Genomic DNA, 19,336 nt, shown 5'->3' with positions numbered 1-19,336 from the left:
CATTCCATTTTCCCACTCTGCCCTATCTCGAGCCCAAAGGAGCTGGCCATGGCCGACGAACAAGTCACCGAATCCGAAAACACATCCGAAACGACGCAAGCACAGTCTCAACCCGCTGCGCAGAACGCTACTGAACCCGCACCGGCAGAGCAAGCACCAACGGCTCCCGCACAGTCGGCTCCTGCACAGGCCAAGCCACCTATTGCGCCAGCTACTGAGCCCACCAATACACCTGCAGCCCAGCCTGGAGCCGCCGCAACGCCTAAGGCAAACACCCAGCCACCAGCCCCGAAGCCGCCAAAGCCCCACATTCCCTCACCCGCTGCTCTGGCAAAGAAACCAATGAAGCACCCCGTGGCCGCACCAGCTGTCACATATTCCGAGGAGGACGTACAGGCTGCCGAGGCGTTCGGACGAGTGGACGACAACGGCACAGTGTTCGTCAAGGATGGAGAAGGCGAACGCCAAGTGGGCCAGTTCCCAGGTGCAAGCAAAGACGAAGCCTTGAGCTTGTATGCCAAGCGATATCTCGATCTCAAGGCGAAGTTCGACCTCTTCGCCACAAGGCTCAAGACTTCCACCATCAAGCCTCATGAAATCGACGAATCACTCAAATCGCTCGGCAAGGAAAACACCAGCCCCGAAGTCGTGGGAGATTTGGCGGCGCTCAAGGCTCAATACGAAGAACTCAAGACAACTGCCGCAGCCAAGAAGGAGGAACTTGCCGCGGCCCGCAAGGCTGCACTTGCCAAGGCCATCGCCGAACGCACCGCCATCGTGGAAAAGGCCGAAAAGCTGGTTGCCTCCTTTGATGAGAACACCAACTGGCGCTCCACTGCAGATAAATTCACCGCGTTGTTCAATGAATGGCAGACCCATCAGCGCAACTCCATTCGCATCGACAAGCCCACGGCGGACGCCCTATGGAAGCGGTTCTCCGCAGCCCGGTCCACATTCAACCAAGACCGACGCAAGTGGGCCCAGGCCCGTGACGCCGCACGAGACCAGACGAGGAGGGAGAAGGAGGCCATCATCAAGGAGGCCAACGAGCTCAAGGATTCCACGGATTGGGGCGCCACTTCGCATGCCTTCAATGAATTGATGGACCGCTGGAAAGCCGCCGGGCGTATTGGCAGGCGTGAGGACGATGCGTTGTGGGCACGCTTCCGTGAGGCCGCCGATACATTCTTCAATGCCCGTCAGGCCGACCGCGACCAGATGAATTCCTCCGAAAAGGAGAACCTCGCCAAGAAAGAGGAGCTGCTCAAGAAGGCCGAGGCACTGCTTCCAGTCGCCGACGAAAAGACCGCCAAGCAGGCACGGCAGGCTCTGGCCTCCATTCAGGACGAATGGGACCAAATAGGGTACGTGCCTCGTGAAGACATGCATCGCATCGAAAGCGGTCTGGACGCCGTCGACAAGGCCATCAAGAACGTGGAGGAAGCCGCTTGGAAGAAGAGTGACCCCGAAGCCGATGCCCGTGTCTCCAGTTTTGAGACACAACTCAATGCACAGCTCGAAGAACTTGACAAGCAGATAGCAGCTGAAACCGATGCCGGCAAGAAGGCCAAGCTTGAGGCAGAGAAGGCGACGAAGGAGCAGTGGCTCAACGCTGTGAAGTAGGCAGGTAATGAGTGATTAGCTGCCAAGGGGGTGTTGTGTTCGGCCTGGCATAACCGAACACAACACCCCCTTGTAATTTCATAGCATTCGCGGCATTCCTGTATTCCCTGTAGTGTCTGTAGTGTCTGTATTTCCCATACCCACCTTTGTCATTGGTTACGCCGCTGCATCCCGAGAAAACAAGCTCGACACTGATCGACAACGCAAAACGGCATATATATGAGAAGAACGACAACGCCTGCAATACATGCCACTACCAACCAAAAGTCCCTCCAACCGTTACGATTGGAGGGACTTGATTTCAGACTCTACAGATACTTCAGATTCCTTCTGAATGAGATGACGGTAGAGAACCTGAATCTTCTGAAGGTGCAGCCTCAGAAGATACACCTGGTGAAGTTTGCACCAGCTGTGGAACTTCGAGTGAAGGCTGATCAGGCTCATCAGGCAGGTCAGCGGAGACACCACCGGAATCTGGCTTTCCGCCATCAGACGGGCCATCTCCACCGTTGCCACCGTCTGTGCCATCGTTGCCGTTGCCATCGGAACCTTGAGTCCCTTCATCGCCGGCATCGCCGTTCTTGTGCGCAGACTCGTCGAACTGCTTGACACCGGTGAATGTAAACTCACCAAGGATGCCTTCGCCTTCGGCGTCGACCATGACCTTCTCGCCATCCTGAAGCTTACCCATGAGAATCTGCTCCGAGACGGCATCCTCGATATCGCGTGTGATGACGCGGCGAAGAGGACGGGCCCCAAGGAGTGGGTCGAAGCCCTTCTGCGCCAGCAGATCCTTAGCCCTATCGGTTAGCTCAAGACTCATGTGGCGCTCAAAGAGACGGTTGTTGAGAGCTGTGAGGTCTAGGTCGACGATCTGGCGCACCTGCGGCTCGGTGAGCTGGCGGAATACGATGATGTCGTCCAAACGGTTGAGGAATTCAGGGCGGAACTGCTGCTTCAGCTCGCTGGTGACCTGCCCCTTCATACGCTCATAGGAGGACTCCCCGCCCGAGGCGGTGCTGAAACCGGTGTTGGCGGCCTTGGCGATGTCCTTCGTACCCAAGTTGGTAGTCAGAATGATGATGGTGTTCTTGAAGTCCACCTTGCGACCTTGACCATCGGTCAAGTGGCCATCGTCCAGCACCTGCAACAGCGTGTTGAAGATGTCAGGGTGGGCCTTCTCAATCTCATCGAACAAGACCACGGAGAATGGCTTGCGACGCACCTTCTCGGTGAGCTCGCCGCCCTCTTCATAGCCGACATACCCCGGAGGCGCACCGAAGAGACGCGAGGCCGCGTACTTCTCGGAGAACTCCGACATATCGACGCGAATCAGCGCGTCCTCATCGTCGAAGAGGAACTCGGCCAAAGCCTTGGCCAGCTCCGTCTTGCCTACACCAGTAGGTCCGGCGAAGATGAACGAACCTGCGGGCCTCTTCGGATCCTTCAAGCCGACGCGGGTACGGCGAATCGAACGAGACAGCGCGGAAACCGCTTCGTCCTGACCGATGATGCGCTTGTGCAGCGCGTCCTCCATACCAAGAAGCTTCTTGGACTCTGCCTGGGTGAGCTTGAAGACCGGGATGCCTGTGGTGCTGGAGACCACTTCGGCGATCTGGTCCTCGTCAACGACCATCTTGACATCGCTGCCGCCCTCGCGCCAGGTCTTCTCCTTCCCCTTACGCTCGGATTCAAGCTTCTCCTGACTATCTCGTAGCTCGGCAGCCTTCTCGAAGTCCTGGTCCTTGATGGCCTTGTCCTTCTCATCGGAGATCTTGGAAATCTTCAAGTCAAGCTCCTTGAGCTCCGGCGGCGCGGTGAGCCGCTTGATGCGGAGCCTTGCACCGGCCTCGTCAATCAGATCGATGGCCTTGTCAGGAAGGTTACGGTCCTGAATGTAACGCGAGGAAAGCTCAGCGGCAGCCTGCAACGCCCCATCGGTGATGGTGACGTGGTGGTGATGCTCATAGCGCCCACGCAGACCTTTCAGAATCTCGATAGTGTCCGCAATGGAAGGCTCGTTGACTTGGATAGGTTGGAACCTGCGCTCAAGAGCTGCATCCTTCTCGATGTACTTGCGATACTCGTCGGTGGTGGTGGCACCGATGGTCTGGAGCTCACCACGGGCCAACATGGGCTTCAAGATATCGGAAGCCCCAAGCGCGCCATCGGCACTGCCGGCACCCACGATGTTATGAATCTCATCGATGAAGAGCACGATGTCGCCACGGGTCTTGATCTCTTTCAAGACCTTCTTGAGCCGTTCCTCGAAGTCGCCACGGTAGCGCGAACCGGCCACCATGGAGGCAAGGTCAAGTGAGTAGACCTGCTTGTTTTTCAGAGTCTCGGGCACATCTCCAGCGTGAATCTTCTGAGCCAGGCCTTCGACCACTGCTGTCTTTCCGACTCCCGGTTCGCCGATGAGCACCGGATTGTTCTTTGTACGACGCGAAAGAACGACCATAACGCGGTTGATCTCGTTGGTACGCCCAATCACCGGGTCAAGCTTGCCCTCCGCGGCTTCAGCCGTAAGATTGCGACCGAACTGATCAAGAATGGCCGATCCGCTCTTATGCGCCTTATCCTGCACGCCACCCGCGTTGGCAAGATCAGGTTTGCCTCCGTTGGCGTCACTGGCTGTGTTTCCACGAATGGCATCGATGGTCGCGCTGCGAAGCTCGCCTAGATCGACATCCATCTTGATAAGCACCTGTGTGCCGACACCTTCGCCTTCGCGAATCAAGCCAAGCAGGATGTGCTCGGTGCCGATGTAGCTATGTCCAAGCTGCAACGCCTCACGCAAGCTGAGCTCCAATACTTGGCGGGCATGTGGAGTAAACGGAATATGGCCGTCGGGCTTGGCATTGCCCTTGCCAATCATCTCCTCCACCTGCTTGCGAGTGCCCTCAAGGGTGACGCCTTTGGCCGCCAACACCTTGGCCGCCACACCTTCGCCTTCCTTGATGAGACCAAGCAGCAAATGCTCAGTGCCAATGTAGTTATGCTGAAGTGCTTTGGCTTCTTCCTGCGCCAGCACAATCACGCGCCGGGCGCGGTCGGTAAACCGTTCGAACATACTTGTCCTTCCGCTGTTGTCAATATATTTCACTCTACCGATGCGAGTGTACGATTATTTCCGTTAAGGCCTCAATTGCGCTGAGAACGCAACGTTTAAAGGACTTGAGGATACTTTTGCCTTCAGATCTCTCATTGAGATGCAGCGTCCTCGGTAATCTGCTCAAGCAGCTCAACCTGAGCATGATGGTTCTTGCGCTTCTTCTCAACGACATCGATATGGACATCGTCGTACGCAGGCTCCGTCTGAACCCAAAGATGCGATGGCTCCGGCTGACCGATCTCGGAATGCTCGCCGCACCCGTGATCCACCGATACGGCTCGCCCGTCATCCGGGCTCCACTTATTGGCACAGACACCGAACATGTTGCCAAGCTCACCCACCAGAGGCACATAGAACCCACACGTGGAGCATAGGTTTCCGTCGGCGGTCTTCGTGGAAAGCGACTTGGGTCCATGCTGCCCCTGATACCAACGCTTTGCTGTTTGCGAACGACCTAGAGGGCTCATGATATGCCTTCGCGAAAGCAACAGCGTTTCAACGGCTTCTTCTGTATCTTCAGCATTCGCTGCACCCTGGGCATGGGCATCTGCCTCGCCAATGCCATCAGTGCTATCTGCCTCGTAGGCATCATCGCTCGCGGCCTCGTCAACATTGTCGCTTGCCCCGCCGGCCTCCTCTGCCCGATCAGCGTCCTGGGTATCAGCCTGGCTCGTCGTATGTGACGTGGCCTCTCCTGAATCCGCGACTTTCTTTCCAAAGCTGTGAAGACCATCGTCATCATGGCGATAGCCGTCCTCAATACGGGGGTCATCCGAATCGGTCCCGATCGAGTCGGTGACAGAAAGGTCATCTGCTGTGATTCTGTCTTTCCATGGCACCCATTGTGGCGCAAGTAGGGATTCATCGGTGGCAACCAACACAGAATCGTTGACCGTCCACTGTTCACGCTCCTGGTCACGATACAGCGTAACGGCCCATTGCCATCCTTCATAGCCACGAATATGGCAGGCGAACCGAAAATCCGTGACTCCGTCTGCCAAACTGTACGATTGAACGAAGTCACCGACCTGCTGCTCTTCGTCTGCACAATTTAGTGCCACGGTATGGGCCAGGCTCTCCCCCTCATCGAGGATGCGCCGGCTCAAGGCAGCCTTGCCGTCATCTTGCGTATCGTCTCGGACTTCGATCTTAGGCTCCAATTTCTCGGGTTCGTTATTCATTACTCATTCCTGTACATCAAAATCGTCGGCGACTGCCCGCAACAGCTTCGCGAGCTTATGTGATTCGGCAAGTGAAGGATAGCGATGCCTGCGCAGCGAATTGCCGGCACTGTCCAGAAGCTTGATCAAGTCCTCCACGATGGCGGTCATATCATCGGTGGAAGGGCGTGTGGCCTTGATAATGGATGGTGTTGGACCCACCAAGGTCACATCCATGGCCTGGGGGCCCTTGCGACCGTCGACGATGGAAAATTCGACCCTCGTTCCCTTACGCAACGTGGAGACTCCATTGGGCAATGCAGATACAGGAAGGAACACGTCGTCCCCGTCATCGCTCGTAATGAACCCGTAGCCTCGTTTTTGGTCGAGCCAGCGTACTTTTCCGCTCGCCATCGCACACCTCTTGTCTTGATTGCCTTGCTTGCTTCGCATTTACATGCCGAGTCCACTCGGCCTTGCTTCATGCCCCTATACCATTCTAGCCTACGGCCAAGGATTTCACACGATTCCTTGATCCAATCCACTGAAAGCTGCCACGCTGTTTGACCGATTCTCAACCTTTTAGGGAAACATCGTTGCGATGCCGCACTGCAGCCTGACCTAGGATTGAGCATCCCCAACAACCCATTGACCGCCACTGATGCCGTGAGGCGCACCGCTGGGAATGAAACCTAATCGTGCCTATCAGGCCTCTGCCTCACATCGTGAGGATCGTGGCCTCCGGTCTGGTACAGTTCGAGTTCGCCACTGCCACTGTCTGATGCGTCACGATTCTTGTCGTGATTTTTTGAAGGCCTTGTCCTCATAACCGACCTATGCGCCTTTGATGACTTCGACGCCCTTGAAACCCGGGCTTTCCTCTGCACATTGGCGGAGTCACCGGATTCCTTGTCTGAAGAGGGTTGGTCGCAAACTGCAGGACCGATGGGCAGGATGATGGAGAGCGTGAGCCCGCCTGACGGTGTGGTGGTGGCGCAGATAAAGCCATGATGCGCCCTGACCACAGACAGCACAATCGACATGCCCAGCCCCGTTCCACCTTTCAGCCTTGCTCTTGAGGGATCAGCGGTGTAGAACCGTTCGAAAATCTGAGACTGTTTATTTTCAGGCACTCCTGGTCCATGGTCTGCAATGGCCGCAACGACATAGTTCGTGCCCTGCGAATCGGTTCCGCTGACCTTGGCGGACTGCAAGAGTTGTTCGAAGGAGACAACGGTGGGAGGCATGTGTTGAATGGCCTCTGGGCCGATTGTGGAACTGAATGTGCCCAAAGCGACATCCACAGGCGAATCCGAGGGAGTGTACCGATGGATGTTGCCGACGATATTCGTGAAGACCTGACGCAAACGGGACCCATCGCCATTGAGTTCGATCTTCGGAAACGCCCCAGGGACGAACGATAGACCGGCGGCTTTCAAGTCATAGGCTGGCGTGAGCCTTAACGAACACTTGGTGATGCTGCGCTCCGGATCGAGTGCATGCAAATCGTCCACGGAATCCTGAAACAGCTTATCCAACCTCACTGACTGAGTGATGTCAATGCCACGACCCTCGTCCAGCCTGGCGAGTGAAAGCAGATCCTCCACGAGCACGGTCATCCGAGAGCTGGATGCCTTGATATGGCCGATTGAATCGTCGGCACGCTCAAGGGCTCCTGGAAGCTCACGCTGCATCGTATACAGCTCTGCATAACCCTGAATGGCGGCCAGAGGGGTACGGAGCTCATGGCTGGCATCGGAGACGAACTGCTTCATCTTCTCCGTGGTCTCCTGCTGCTCGCGGAAGCTTGATTCGATGCGTGCCAACATGGCATTGAGCGATGCCGCCAGCGAGCCGACCTCGGTGTTCTTGGGAGCCGTGGGAACACGCTGGCTTAGATCGCCGGCTGCGATTTTAGCGGCTGTCTTTTCAATGCGTTTCAGCGGTTCCAGTGTGCGGCGCACCAACAGGGTGCCCAGCACAGCGCCTATGAGGATAATCGCAATACTGACATATATGGCGTCCCTTGTCAGAGTCCGGACAACATCAATCTGGTCGCTCAGCGAAATGCCGATATACACCACCTGCGTGATCGTGAGCTTACCGTTTTCATCCCTGTCTTGGCGAGCCAAAGCCAACACTCGCCAAGGAGCCTGAGCCCGTTCCAACATGGCCGAATCAGCCCCTGACGGTGCATTGATAAGCTTGGAGGTTGTGGTAAACGGCTGGCCTAGCTCCACACCGTTCATAGTGCCATTTGCAGGAAGAACCGGTTCGGAGACAACCCCTCCTTTGAGTGTGACGACGAGAGGCGTATAGACAATCCTGTTGTGTGCATCACGGTACTGCATGAAGTAATCATTGGGAACGCCCGAACCATTTTGGATGTTCTGCTGCTCCTCAAGCCACCTTGCGTTGTTGTAGATCAACGGAGCCTGGTCACGCAGCTGCGAATCGGCTTTTTCAAGCAGATAATTGCCGACGAGCTGACGGATGGCAAACGAGATGCCGAATGTGCCCACTGCAAGCAGGACAAGCATACAAGCCACTAATTTTGTAATCAATGGTATACTGTCGATACGTCGCAGCAGAATGCGATGCAACAGCCCGGACGAGAATCCAGACCCCTGATCGTCTGTGTGAGCCGTTTCAGTATCAGCGTTGGAACCCTTGCCTCCAGCAGAGACGGGATGTTCGCCGGAAGCGCCATCGCAAGCAGAATCCAACCCCGCCTCAACGGTATCGGGCATTGGCGCCTCTTGTGAATCCAAACCCGGTTTCGACTCGGTCATGAGCACCTATGCCTTTTTAGGTTCACGGATCATGTAGCCGATGCCACGTTTGGTCTCGATAAGCGGGGCCACCTTGTGCATTTTGCCGTCTGGGCCTTTCGTCTCCACACCATCGACCTTTTTGCGCAGATAGGATATGTAGGACTCCACAATGGCCGCGTCACCGCCCCAGTCATATTGCCAGACATGGTCGAGGATCTGGGCCTTCGAAAGCACGCGCCCCTCGTTATCCATGAGGTAACGCAGCAACTTATATTCCGTTGGGCTCAAATCAATCGGCTGCCCGGCTCGCGTGACATCGTGCGAATCCTCATTGATTTCGAGGTCGCCCACGCTGATGATGGGATCGTCTTCCACCTGCTCATGGGTACGTCGCAGAATAGCCCGAATACGAGCCACGACCTCCTCCAAACTAAATGGCTTAGTGACATAGTCGTCACCGCCAACGGTCAGACCCATAACCTTGTCCTGAGTGTCGTCTCGCGCCGTGAGGAAGAGCACAGGCGCGTCGATGCCCTCCTGACGAATGCGACGAGTCACCGTGAAACCGTCGATGTCAGGCAGCATGACATCGAGGATGATGAGATCTGGCTGCACCCGTTCGATGACTTCGATGGCCTCGGACCCTGAAGCAGCCGTGGCCACTTCAAAACCGGAAAAATGCAATGAAGCCACGAGCAAATCGCGAATCGAAGGCTCATCATCCACCACTACAATCGATGCTTCTATTGGTTTTGTCATGCTATTATCATGGCACCGATTACTGTACATTCCCTGAATGTTCTCTGGTTGTCAAATGAATAATGCGCATGCAAGGACATGCAACCTGCAATCAGCGGGAATGATGTGAACGTCTATGACGCGCGTGACTGTGCTTATGGCTATACCAGACAAACACCGCGGCAGCCGCCACGCATGCAGCAATAAGCGATACAACGACAACCGCAATCACGATTGTTCTGCGTGTGACCTCACGCTGATGCTCGATGGCCTTGATCTTCTCCATGAACGCTATAGCCGATCCGGGCCAATCCGGTGTATCCGAATGCTGCAGCGGCTCCAGGGAGGCTTGGGAAAGATCATCCACGTTCTTCTGCTTTTTGAGCCATTGATCAGAATTATTGGAGACGGCCACCACCAGCCTGCCGTCATTCGACGCCACAGCCAGCATGACGGTATTGGGCCGCGGCTTTGTCGATTCCAGCACAGTGGACACCCATTTATCTGGGTTCTTGGTCCCGCTGAAGTTCGCAAGATACAGGAGACGGACATACACCCCTGTCTGCTGGTGTGTAGAGAGGATTTCGTCATTGATTTTCGCCGACTGGCCACCGAGCAGGTTCTGGGTGTCCGTCACGGCTCCCTTGACGGCATCGGTACCGCTTTCCGACTGGGCGCCCCAAGCGGGAATGGCGCCAACGGCAAAAACAGGGCAAAATACCATAGCAACAGAGAGAAGAAACGTCAAAAGAGGCGAGAAACAACGCGAAATGCGCCGACCACACACCATGAACATGCCACCACTCACGGCCATCATCACAATCCTTTACATACGACAACAAAGCTGTAACCATAGTCTACCGCCCAGCGGTGTCGATATAAGTGAAACGGACATCACAATCCGCATTATGTAGTCAAGTCCGACAAAAAGGACATCTATCGGCTCTCAAACGTCCGTTTGAACAGACTCGCGACTTTCCAGTCAGATTAAACGGACAAAACCATAGCCCCGGCGTCAGTGGCAGAGCAGATAAAAATATGGATGCCTTCTGCTCGTTGTTATAAAACGGTCAGCAGGCATCCATATGACACCAAATGGATATCAATCCATCAAGTATCTGTGCTTTGGGTTGGAATCAGTAGCCCATGTCAGCGCCCTGGCCCTGAGCGGCGGCAGGTGCCGGCGGCTCAGGCTTATTGGCTACAACAGCTTCGGTTGTGAGGAACAGGCCAGCAATCGAAGCGGCATTCTGCAGCGCCGAACGGGTCACCTTGAGCGGATCTGCAACACCTGCAGCCAGCAAATCCTCATATGTGTTAGTTGCGGCATTAAAGCCTTGGCCGGCAGGCAGAGAACGAACCTTATTAAGGACCACATCACCGGACTCACCGGAGTTCTCGGCAATCTGCTTAATCGGAGCCTCAACGGCACGGAAGACAATCGCGGCGCCGGTGGCCTCTTCATCGGTCAGATCCTTGATCGCTGCAGTCTCTTCAGCCTTCTTGGCAGCCTGAACAAGAGCCACACCGCCACCAGGCAGCAGCCCTTCTTCCACAGCGGCCTTGGCATTGCGCACGGCATCCTCAATGCGATGCTTGCGTTCCTTGGCCTCAACCTCGGTGGCAGCACCGACCTTGATCACAGCCACACCGCCAGCCAGCTTCGCCAGACGCTCCTGAAGCTTTTCGCGATCATAGTCAGAATCCGTATTGTCGATCTCGGCACGAATCTGGGAGACGCGGGCAGCCACCTCGTCCTTGGAACCACCACCGGAGACGATGGTGGTCTCATCCTTGGAGACGATGACCTTGGAGGCGTGACCCAAAACGGACTGGTCAATGGAGTTGAGTTTCAGGCCCAAATCATCGGAGACGACCTGAGCGCCGGTCAGCACCGCGATGTCCTGCAACATGGCCTTACGGCGATCGCCGAATCCTGGGGCCTTGACGGCGCAGGAGTTGAACGTGCCACGAATCTTGTTCAAAATCAAGGTGGGCAGAGCCTCACCATCGACATCCTCCGCGATGATGAGCAGCGGCTTGCCGGACTTCATGACGAGCTCCGCGATGTGGACGATGTCTTCTTGGCTGGAAACCTTGCCACCTGTGAGCAGGATGTACGGGTCGTCGAGTACGGCAGTCTGTTCATCGTTGTTGGTGACGAAATACGGGGAAATATAGCCCTTGTCGAAGCGCATACCCTCGGTGAACTCAAGATCCAGACCGAAACGGTTGTTGTCCTCAACAGTGACAACGCCGTCCTGGCCGACCTTGTCGAGAGCCTCGGCGATCTTGTCACCGATCTCAGGGTCGCCAGCAGAGATGGTCGCCGTGGCGGCAATCTGTTCCTTGGTCTCGACATCGGTTGCGACGCTCATCAACTCCTTGACGATGGCATCCGCGGCCTTTTCGATACCACGCCGCAAGGCAATTGGATTGCCACCGGCAACCACGTTCTTAAGACCTTCGTGTACAAGAGCCTGCGCAAGAACAGTGGCGGTAGTGGTGCCGTCACCGGCAACGTCATCGGTCTTCTTGGCGACCTCCTTGACAAGCTCGGCACCGATGCGGGCGTAGGGGTCTTCAAGATCGATTTCCTTGGCGATGGAAACGCCATCATTCGTGATGGTGGGTGCGCCATAGGACTTATCGAGCACCACATTACGGCCCTTGGGGCCAAGAGTCACCTTAACAGTATTGGCCAGCTCATCGAGACCAGCCAGCATTCCTTGACGAGCTTCCTCGTCATATGCAATCATCTTTGCCATTCGTTCCTCCACTTATGGCTACATGTTCATTGACCCACCGAAGTCTGACTACCATTCGGCCGTCAGCTGCCAAGTGACACAGACAAACTTCAAGTGCTGATTGCAAGATTAGCACTCTCACCCTCAGAGTGCCAACACGTACCGATGATTGCGCTGTCGGCAAGAAAGCAAATACGACAAAAGGCTTGGAACGATACGGTTCCAAGCCTTGAAATAAATCACAGCATACGCAAATGCCGTCTACAGCCCACTACTTGCGCTGATGACGAGTCTTACGCAGCATTTTGCGGTGCTTCTTTTTGCTCATCCGCTTGCGGCGCTTCTTGATGATCGATCCCATCTGAAGCCTCCATTCCTAGACTGAAAGTTTGCAACTTGCCCAATAATACACGCTCAAGCCGACTTTGCTTCGCCGACACTCCCTATAGCGGGAACTTCTGATAGAACCGAAGCACCGAATCCTTTGCGCCAGTGGCCTCGAACACCACAGTGTCATTGGACCAGAGAGCCGTGGCCGACGACGTCTTGCCTTTACCGGATGCGCTTGATTTCGAGACCCCCTTGACGATATAGCTACCCGTAGTACTGCCGGATACCTTTATGTCCCCTTGGGCCAAATCAGTGCCGTCAAGCCCCTTACGCAACGTATCGTACTGCCCGACGGCAGCCTCATGTGACGACCATTGAGCCACAATGAGCGTTACGCCGGCCTTAGCCGAACCAGTTGAATACGTCAGGGTGTACTCTTCCAACGGCTTCGAATCCTTCCACTGACTACTGGAACCGGCCTTGGTGCGTGCAAAATTCAATACGCTGTCGGGCATGGCCTTCAACAATGCCGAAGCGTTTCCAGGAAGTTGCTGAGCCTTGATCGACGGGGTGGTCGGAGCGGACTTAGCTGACTGAGACTGCTGGGATCTACTCGATCCATCACTCTTACTAAAAGCCCAGCCTGGCCAGCCAAATGCCGAAATCAGAGCCAGAACGACAACTATTGCCGCTGCCGCAAAGACTGTAAAAAGACTTTTGCGAGAAGACGACGAACTCCCAGAAGAAGGGTGGTTATTGTTCTGGATTGTAGACATACGCCGTATTATTTCACAGCATGTTGACGCTTGGACGAGCCACGACCTATCTTCTGGGCCTTCTTGCCAGCCCTGGCTCCGAGTTCACGCGCCTCTTCATCTCTGCCTTCAGCCACGGCATTCCAATATTCAATCTTCATGCCCACGTACTCGCTACGGTCTTCAAGAAACCGACGTTCCTCATCAAGACGTTCCTGCTGACGCCGCAGCAATTCCATCTCGCCCTCGGCGCCGACCTTGCCTTCCGACCGATTCGCCATGTACTTACGCATATCGGCAAGAGGCATGCCCGTTGCGGAAAGACAGGAAATGGTGGTGAGGTCCTCCAAATCGGCATCGTCATAAATGCGATGTCCTGAAACAGGGTCGCGACGAATACCTGTGATAATGCCAATTTGCTCATAATACCGCAATGTGCTTTCGGAGAGCCCACAGTACAGTGACGCCTCACGAATGGAATGCCAACGTTTGGTCCATGATCCAGCAACATCACTCCGGTCCGTCAAACCAGAGGCCTCCTGATCCGTGGCATAACGTGGCGTAACCGTTTCCTCACTGTGGACCATCGACGCCGTGGGGAATTGCGTCTGTTCATTGAATGACATTGCAACCATTGTCAAGTACTCCTGACTCTATAGGAAAACGGCGATACGAAACCAACAACACTGCAACACGAATATGCCCTGCCAGCCAGTGCATTCAACCACTTGGTGTATCAAGCCTTCACAACCCAACCAACCTGGTCTTCTTGCACACTTCGGTTGGACTACGACACCCAATGAACGCAGTGCATGACTGCCCCAGGCACGACGTCAGTCCAGCTTGGCGTATTCTGTCTCATCCACAGGCTCCAACCAATCAGTGGGGGTGCCTGCAGCCATGACGGCGATATGGGCGAAAGCATGATTCGGGCTAGCACCATGCCAATGCTTGGCCTCAGCGGGAATCACCGCCACATCGCCAGGCTCAAGCTTCTTGATGGGTTCACCTTCAATCTGATAATACCCCACACCGCCCACGGCAAGCAAAATCTGCGCGGCACCATGATGCACATGCCAGTGGTTAATGCAACCAGGCTCAAAAGTGACGTTGCTCACCCCGACCTTGTCGTCCCCACCGAGCGGAGCTAAATAGCTCTGTCCAGTAAAGTATTGTGCATACGCATCATTGGGTTTGCCGAGTTCAAACGGGCTTGGGTTGTTGGATTCATTGATTGCGGTCATAACGACTTCCTTTGTTTGCAACAATCGGTGGCTTGGGCCGGAATACCGCCGAATACACTGGCTGGATTACCAGAACACCATCAACCCTAAAGACTTAAAGTACTCGAAGTCAAATTGATTGCTTATATGCGATACGACGATATATTAAGGGTCCGCCATTGCCATTGACGGCACTATTTACCGCAGACTATGCGTAACGCCTACAGATAGTGCCAAAACACGGCATAACATGCCATCAGACAACCCAGAAACTGCAGATAATGCCAGAATACGGCATTATCTGCAGGCACTCATCTGCATCACCGCAATAAGTGCCATGCAAAGGCATAATATGCAGGCATTCATTTGCGACGCAACAAATAGTGCCAGAATACGGCACAACATGTCGGAGTTTAGCGAGATTCGCACAAATCCCTACGGATAATGACGAATAATGGCATTATCTGTAGAAGTAGCACAGATTCGGTCGCACCGATTGGCTAGCGTCGAGGTATGGCGAAAAGCACAACACAATACGTATGCTCAGAATGCGGATGGAACGGCGTGAAATGGTACGGCCGTTGCCCTGAATGCGGGCAGTGGGGCACCGTGGAGGAATTTCACGAAGCACGTCCCGCAGCTACCAAACGCACCGCTGCGGCCGGACGCACCTCGCGCACCCAGCCCGGCGTGGCACCGATGGCAGGTGCGGCTGCAGCGCTGCCCATCACCGACATCAGCACCGACTCCGTGGCGCGCATCCCCACCGGCTTCAGCGAATTCGACCGCGTGCTCGGCGGCGGCGTGGTGCCTGGATCCGTAGTGCTGGTTGCCGGAGAACCAGGCATCGGCAAGTCCACATTGCTATTGGAGACTGCTGGAAATGTGGCACGAGAGAAACCCAAACGCCCCGTGCTGTACATCTCCGGTGAGGAATCTCAGGCACAGGTGCGCATGCGTGCCTCACGCATCAACGCCGTCGAACCCAACCTGCTGATGGCCACCACCACCGACCTCGCCACGGCTTTGGCCTTGATTGAACAGCACAAGCCCAGCCTGACCATTGTGGATTCGGCGCAGACCATCGTCTCCCAAGACGTCGACGGCATCTCCGGCGGCTCCACTCAGGTGCGCGAGGTGGCGAGCGCCTTGATCGACACCGCCAAGACCCTCGATATTCCGGTCATGCTTGTGGGCCACGTCACCAAGGATGGCTCGATCGCAGGCCCTCGCACCCTGGAGCATCTGGTGGACGTGGTCTGCCAGTTCGAAGGTGACAGCCAGACGGCGCTGCGCATGCTGCACGCGGCCAAAAACCGCTTCGGACCCACCGACGAGGTGGGTTGCTTCGACATGAGCGGCGAGGGCATCGAGGAGGTCACCGACCCGTCCGGTCTGTTCCTCTCCCCCGACGACGCACCGGTGGAAGGCACCTGCATCACTTTCACCCTTGACGGCCACCGCAGCCTGCCAATCGAGGTGCAAGGTCTCGTCACCAAATCCGTGTTGCCCACACCACGACGCAACACCAACGGCATCGACCAGAACCGGCTTGCCATGCTGGCGGCGGTGCTCTACCGACACGGGCGGGTGAACCTGCTCGCCAACGATCTCTACGTCTCCACCATTGCCGGAGGCCTGGCCAAGGAACCCGCGTGCGACCTCGCCATAGCGGCCGCGCTGGCCAGTGCGGCCAAATCAAGGCCTATCGCGCGCACCACCTGTGCCATCGGCGAGATCTCGCTGACCGGGCAGATACGTCCCATCCCCCAGCTGGCACACCGCTTGAACGAAGCCGCACGTCTGGGCTTCACCCGTGCGGTGGTGCCCGCCACCCGCGCCCATGCTAGGAAACCGAAGCCGATTGCAGGTCTCGACATCGTCGAGGTATCCTCACTGCGAGATGCGCTAGACACACTACTGAGTTAGTCTGCCAGAAAAAGCAGGCACCGTTTCATCGTTATACAGACCGACTCTGCGGCATTTAGCACGTGTCACCACCAAACAACTGGGGCACCGAGCGGCAGACCATGATTCAAGGAGCTATTGTGATGAGTGACGCCATCGCATTGGAGAACATGAGCGACTATGCCAGGAGCGTGGTTAAGCAGCTAGGGCTCAAGCCTCATCCCGAAGGCGGATGGTACCGGCAAACGTGGGCCAGTGCCAAGGCCACGCGGAAAACGGAATCAGGAGAGGTAGACCGACCCTTATCCACGCTCATCTACTTCCTGCTGGCACAAGGCGACGCCAGCGCATGGCACAAAGTGGATGCCGACGAGATATGGCTGTGGCACGGCCCTGCCACCGTCACCTTGGAGTTGGGTGGCACCGGGGAGTCACCTGAGGACGACCCCACCAAACGCAAGACCGTGCTGCTCGGCTCAGGATTTGCCGACGAAGGCACCGAGAACGATCAGAAACCCATCGGCCAATTCATCATCCCCGAAGGCTGCTGGCAGCGCACCGTCCCCGGCAAAGACGATGCTGTCGTCTCGTGCGTAGTAAGCCCTGGCTTCACCTTCAACGGGTTCACCCTGGAGTGACACGGCAACACCGTCAATTTCCATATACAAGGGACCCCTAGTGCTTATCTCGCTGATTGACTTGTAAGCAATTGCTCCATCAGAAACAAATAGGGCCAAACGCAAATTTGCATGCGCATTTGCGGAACCACGCGGCGGCGACGCAATAACGTGATATCGAAAATTTCGATGCCACCTTCCGCTACTGAACTCGAGTTTTCGGCACAAATAGCTGATTCGGTAGTGCACTACGATTAGTATGGATGCGTTCCACACCTCACCGACACCTTAAGAGATCCGGCATTGCCATGCAAGAGCCATCAAGGTAGTCAAGCAGCCCAGGCGTCGGAATCCAGGAGAGAAATCAACCATAGGGAGCGTTCCATGAGTGTATTGCATAATCATTGTTTCAAAGCTGTGGCGGTGGCACTGAGCGCCGCCGTGCTCATGCTGGGTGCCGGCTGTGGGTCAAGCAACAGCGGCCAGTCTTCGAATACCGGAAACAGCGGGCAGAGCAGCTCAACGGATGTCAAGAAACTCACCGTGACCCCCGGCAAACTCACCGTCGCCACGGGAGAACCGGCCTATGCTCCGTGGGTGCTGAACGACAAGCCCGAAAGCGGCAAGGGGTACGAGGCTGCACTGGCGTACTCCCTGGCCGGTCGCCTCGGTTTCGAGAAGTCGGATGTGAAGTGGGTACGCACCACGTTCGACGAAGCCACCGCACCCGGTGCCAAGAACTGGGACATGAACATCCAGCAGTACACCATCACCGAGGACCGCAAGCAGGCCGTGGACTTCTCCCCGAGCTACTACAACGTCAAGCAGTCCATCGTGGTGCGCAAGGATTCCAAGTACGCCAAGGCCAAGACCGTCAAGGCGTTCAAGGCAGCCACCGTGGGCGCCATGGTCGGATCCACTTCGCTCGACTTCGCACAATCCAAGATCAAGCAGGACATCAAGATCTTCAACGACAACGCCGCCCTGGCCCAGGCGCTCGACGCCAATCAGATCGATGCCATCGTCCTTGACACCCCAACCGCGGTTGACGTTGTCAAGGCCAATCAGGTGAAGAACTCCGTTGTGGTCGGCCAGATTCCAGGCTCGGACGATCCTGAAGGCACCGGTGCCGTGCTGCCCAAGGGCTCCAAGCTCACGCCGGCGGTCACAAAGGCGATTAATGCCATGAAGAAAGACGGCACACTCGATAAGCTGCAGAGCACCTGGCTCAAGGAATACACCACCGATATTCCGATGCTCAAGTAACCCAATACCGAATCCGAACCGACCGATATCGATTCATTGAGCAGCGAAGCGTGGCGAAGGCACAGCCAATCAAGTGCATTCGCCACGCTTTTTTGTGCAGAAGCACCACAGGCCTTTTGCACGCAACTGCTCATTATTGCGCAGGGCCCAGTAGTTCGGCGTATCGAGTATGTTTGCATATGTTAATACCGGCACACAGAAATCGAATCCTATGAAAAACGAACCATCGCAACGCAGCAGCGTGGAGCTTGGCAGGCGAGCCTATAGACAGCGGCAAAGCGAAAAGTCAGTGGCCACCAGCATAGTCAGTACGTTGGTGCTCATTGCGCTCATCGTGATGGGCCTTCATTTCTCGCCCGGTTGGCCACGAGTGAAACAGTCGTTCTTCTCAGGTAAATACTTCATGCAGTCCTTCCCCAGCATCTTGAATGGTCTGTGGGTCAATGTCGAAGTGCTGATTGTCGCTGTGATTGGAGTGGCTGTTTTCGGCACGCTCATCGCCGTGCTACGAACCAGCAAATCAGCCGTGCTCTTCCCGCTGCGGGCGCTGATGGTGATCTATACCACCGTAATGCGCGGCATCCCAATGATCGTGGTGCTGTACCTGATTGGTTTTGGCATTCCAGGGCTTGAGATTTTCGGCCGCATCCCACCGGTGATTCTCGGCACGGTGGCAGTAGTGATGTCGTATTCCGCCTATATCGGAGAGGTGCTTCGGGCCGGGTTCCAAGATGTGAACCCATCTCAACGCGCCTCTGCAAGGTCACTCGGACTGACCAATGGACAGACCATACGACTAGTGGTCATTCCGCAGGCTCTACGCAGCGTGGCACCGGCACTGATGAACGATTTCATCTCCATGCAGAAGGATGTGGGCCTCATCTCCACCCTCGGGGTGGTGGATGCGGTACGTGCGGCGCAGATCGCATCCTCAAAATATTTCAACTACACCCCGTATGTGGTGGCCAGCTTGCTCTTCATAGCACTGAGCATACCGTTCATCTTCCTCAATGACTGGTATGCGGCCAAGCTTCGCCGCCGCGAACAAAGCGGCGGCACGGTATGAGCACCATGAAC

General features: G+C 55.9%; 16 protein-coding genes. 5 read left to right on the top strand and 11 right to left on the bottom strand.

Features of this window, described 5'->3' with window-relative positions; all coding sequences use genetic code 11:
- Positions 1-48: 48 nt before the first annotated feature.
- Complete coding sequence (locus ACSYSS_RS02655) at positions 49-1,623, top strand: DUF349 domain-containing protein (RefSeq protein ID WP_491703943.1); 1,575 nt, start codon at positions 49-51, stop codon at positions 1,621-1,623.
- Between the two features lie 319 nt (positions 1,624-1,942).
- Here the strand turns inward: ACSYSS_RS02655 and ACSYSS_RS02650 are convergent, their stop codons facing one another.
- The 11 genes from ACSYSS_RS02650 to ACSYSS_RS02600 form a co-directional block, all read right to left on the bottom strand.
- Positions 1,943-4,699, bottom strand: a complete 2,757-nt coding sequence (locus tag ACSYSS_RS02650; RefSeq protein ID WP_491703942.1) for an ATP-dependent Clp protease ATP-binding subunit — start codon at positions 4,697-4,699, stop codon at positions 1,943-1,945.
- 131 nt (positions 4,700-4,830) lie between these two features.
- Entirely contained in the window at positions 4,831-5,922 is a 1,092-nt protein-coding gene (locus tag ACSYSS_RS02645) for a DUF3027 domain-containing protein (RefSeq protein ID WP_491703941.1), read from the bottom strand.
- A gap of 3 nt (positions 5,923-5,925) precedes the next feature.
- Positions 5,926-6,315, bottom strand: a complete 390-nt coding sequence (locus ACSYSS_RS02640; protein ID WP_491703940.1) for a cold-shock protein — start codon at positions 6,313-6,315, stop codon at positions 5,926-5,928.
- A 278-nt stretch (positions 6,316-6,593) separates the two neighbouring features.
- The gene (locus ACSYSS_RS02635; protein ID WP_491704190.1) at positions 6,594-8,651 is read right to left on the bottom strand and encodes a sensor histidine kinase; all 2,058 of its coding nucleotides are present in this window, start codon (positions 8,649-8,651) and stop codon (positions 6,594-6,596) included.
- Positions 8,652-8,699: 48 nt separating this feature from the next.
- On the bottom strand, positions 8,700-9,434 hold the full coding sequence (locus ACSYSS_RS02630) for a response regulator transcription factor (protein ID WP_491703939.1): 735 nt from the start codon (positions 9,432-9,434) through the stop codon (positions 8,700-8,702).
- Between the two features lie 91 nt (positions 9,435-9,525).
- Positions 9,526-10,230, bottom strand: coding sequence for a hypothetical protein (locus ACSYSS_RS02625; protein ID WP_491703938.1), 705 nt, complete (start codon positions 10,228-10,230; stop codon positions 9,526-9,528).
- A 319-nt stretch (positions 10,231-10,549) separates the two neighbouring features.
- Entirely contained in the window at positions 10,550-12,181 is a 1,632-nt protein-coding gene (groL, locus tag ACSYSS_RS02620; protein ID WP_491703937.1) for a chaperonin GroEL, read from the bottom strand.
- A 250-nt stretch (positions 12,182-12,431) separates the two neighbouring features.
- Entirely contained in the window at positions 12,432-12,521 is a 90-nt protein-coding gene (locus ACSYSS_RS02615; protein WP_081867263.1) for a 30S ribosomal protein bS22, read from the bottom strand.
- Positions 12,522-12,603: 82 nt separating this feature from the next.
- Positions 12,604-13,266, bottom strand: a complete 663-nt coding sequence (locus ACSYSS_RS02610) for a hypothetical protein (protein WP_491703936.1) — start codon at positions 13,264-13,266, stop codon at positions 12,604-12,606.
- Between the two features lie 8 nt (positions 13,267-13,274).
- Positions 13,275-13,871: a MerR family transcriptional regulator gene (locus ACSYSS_RS02605; RefSeq protein WP_491703935.1), complete on the bottom strand. Its 597-nt coding sequence runs from the start codon at positions 13,869-13,871 to the stop codon at positions 13,275-13,277.
- Between the two features lie 207 nt (positions 13,872-14,078).
- Positions 14,079-14,489 (bottom strand): cupin domain-containing protein, encoded by a 411-nt coding sequence (locus ACSYSS_RS02600; protein ID WP_491703934.1) that lies wholly within the window; start codon positions 14,487-14,489, stop codon positions 14,079-14,081.
- Between the two features lie 492 nt (positions 14,490-14,981).
- Between ACSYSS_RS02600 and radA the strand changes: the two genes are divergently transcribed.
- The 4 genes from radA to ACSYSS_RS02580 all read left to right on the top strand — a co-directional run bounded on the left by radA (position 14,982) and on the right by ACSYSS_RS02580 (position 19,325).
- Positions 14,982-16,397, top strand: a complete 1,416-nt coding sequence (radA, locus tag ACSYSS_RS02595; protein ID WP_491703933.1) for a DNA repair protein RadA — start codon at positions 14,982-14,984, stop codon at positions 16,395-16,397.
- A gap of 122 nt (positions 16,398-16,519) precedes the next feature.
- Positions 16,520-17,014 carry a cupin domain-containing protein gene (locus ACSYSS_RS02590; protein ID WP_491703932.1) on the top strand — a complete coding sequence of 165 codons (495 nt, stop codon included), beginning with the start codon at positions 16,520-16,522 and terminating at the stop codon, positions 17,012-17,014.
- Between the two features lie 363 nt (positions 17,015-17,377).
- Complete coding sequence (locus tag ACSYSS_RS02585) at positions 17,378-18,259, top strand: ABC transporter substrate-binding protein (protein ID WP_491703931.1); 882 nt, start codon at positions 17,378-17,380, stop codon at positions 18,257-18,259.
- Positions 18,260-18,470: 211 nt separating this feature from the next.
- Positions 18,471-19,325, top strand: a complete 855-nt coding sequence (locus tag ACSYSS_RS02580; RefSeq protein WP_491703930.1) for an amino acid ABC transporter permease — start codon at positions 18,471-18,473, stop codon at positions 19,323-19,325.
- Positions 19,326-19,336: the final 11 nt, after the last annotated feature.

This window comes from Bifidobacterium sp. ESL1118, assembly GCF_058505595.1.
The sequence above is the reverse complement of the archived record's forward strand: the minus strand, read 5'-3'. Positions and strand labels throughout refer to the sequence as shown.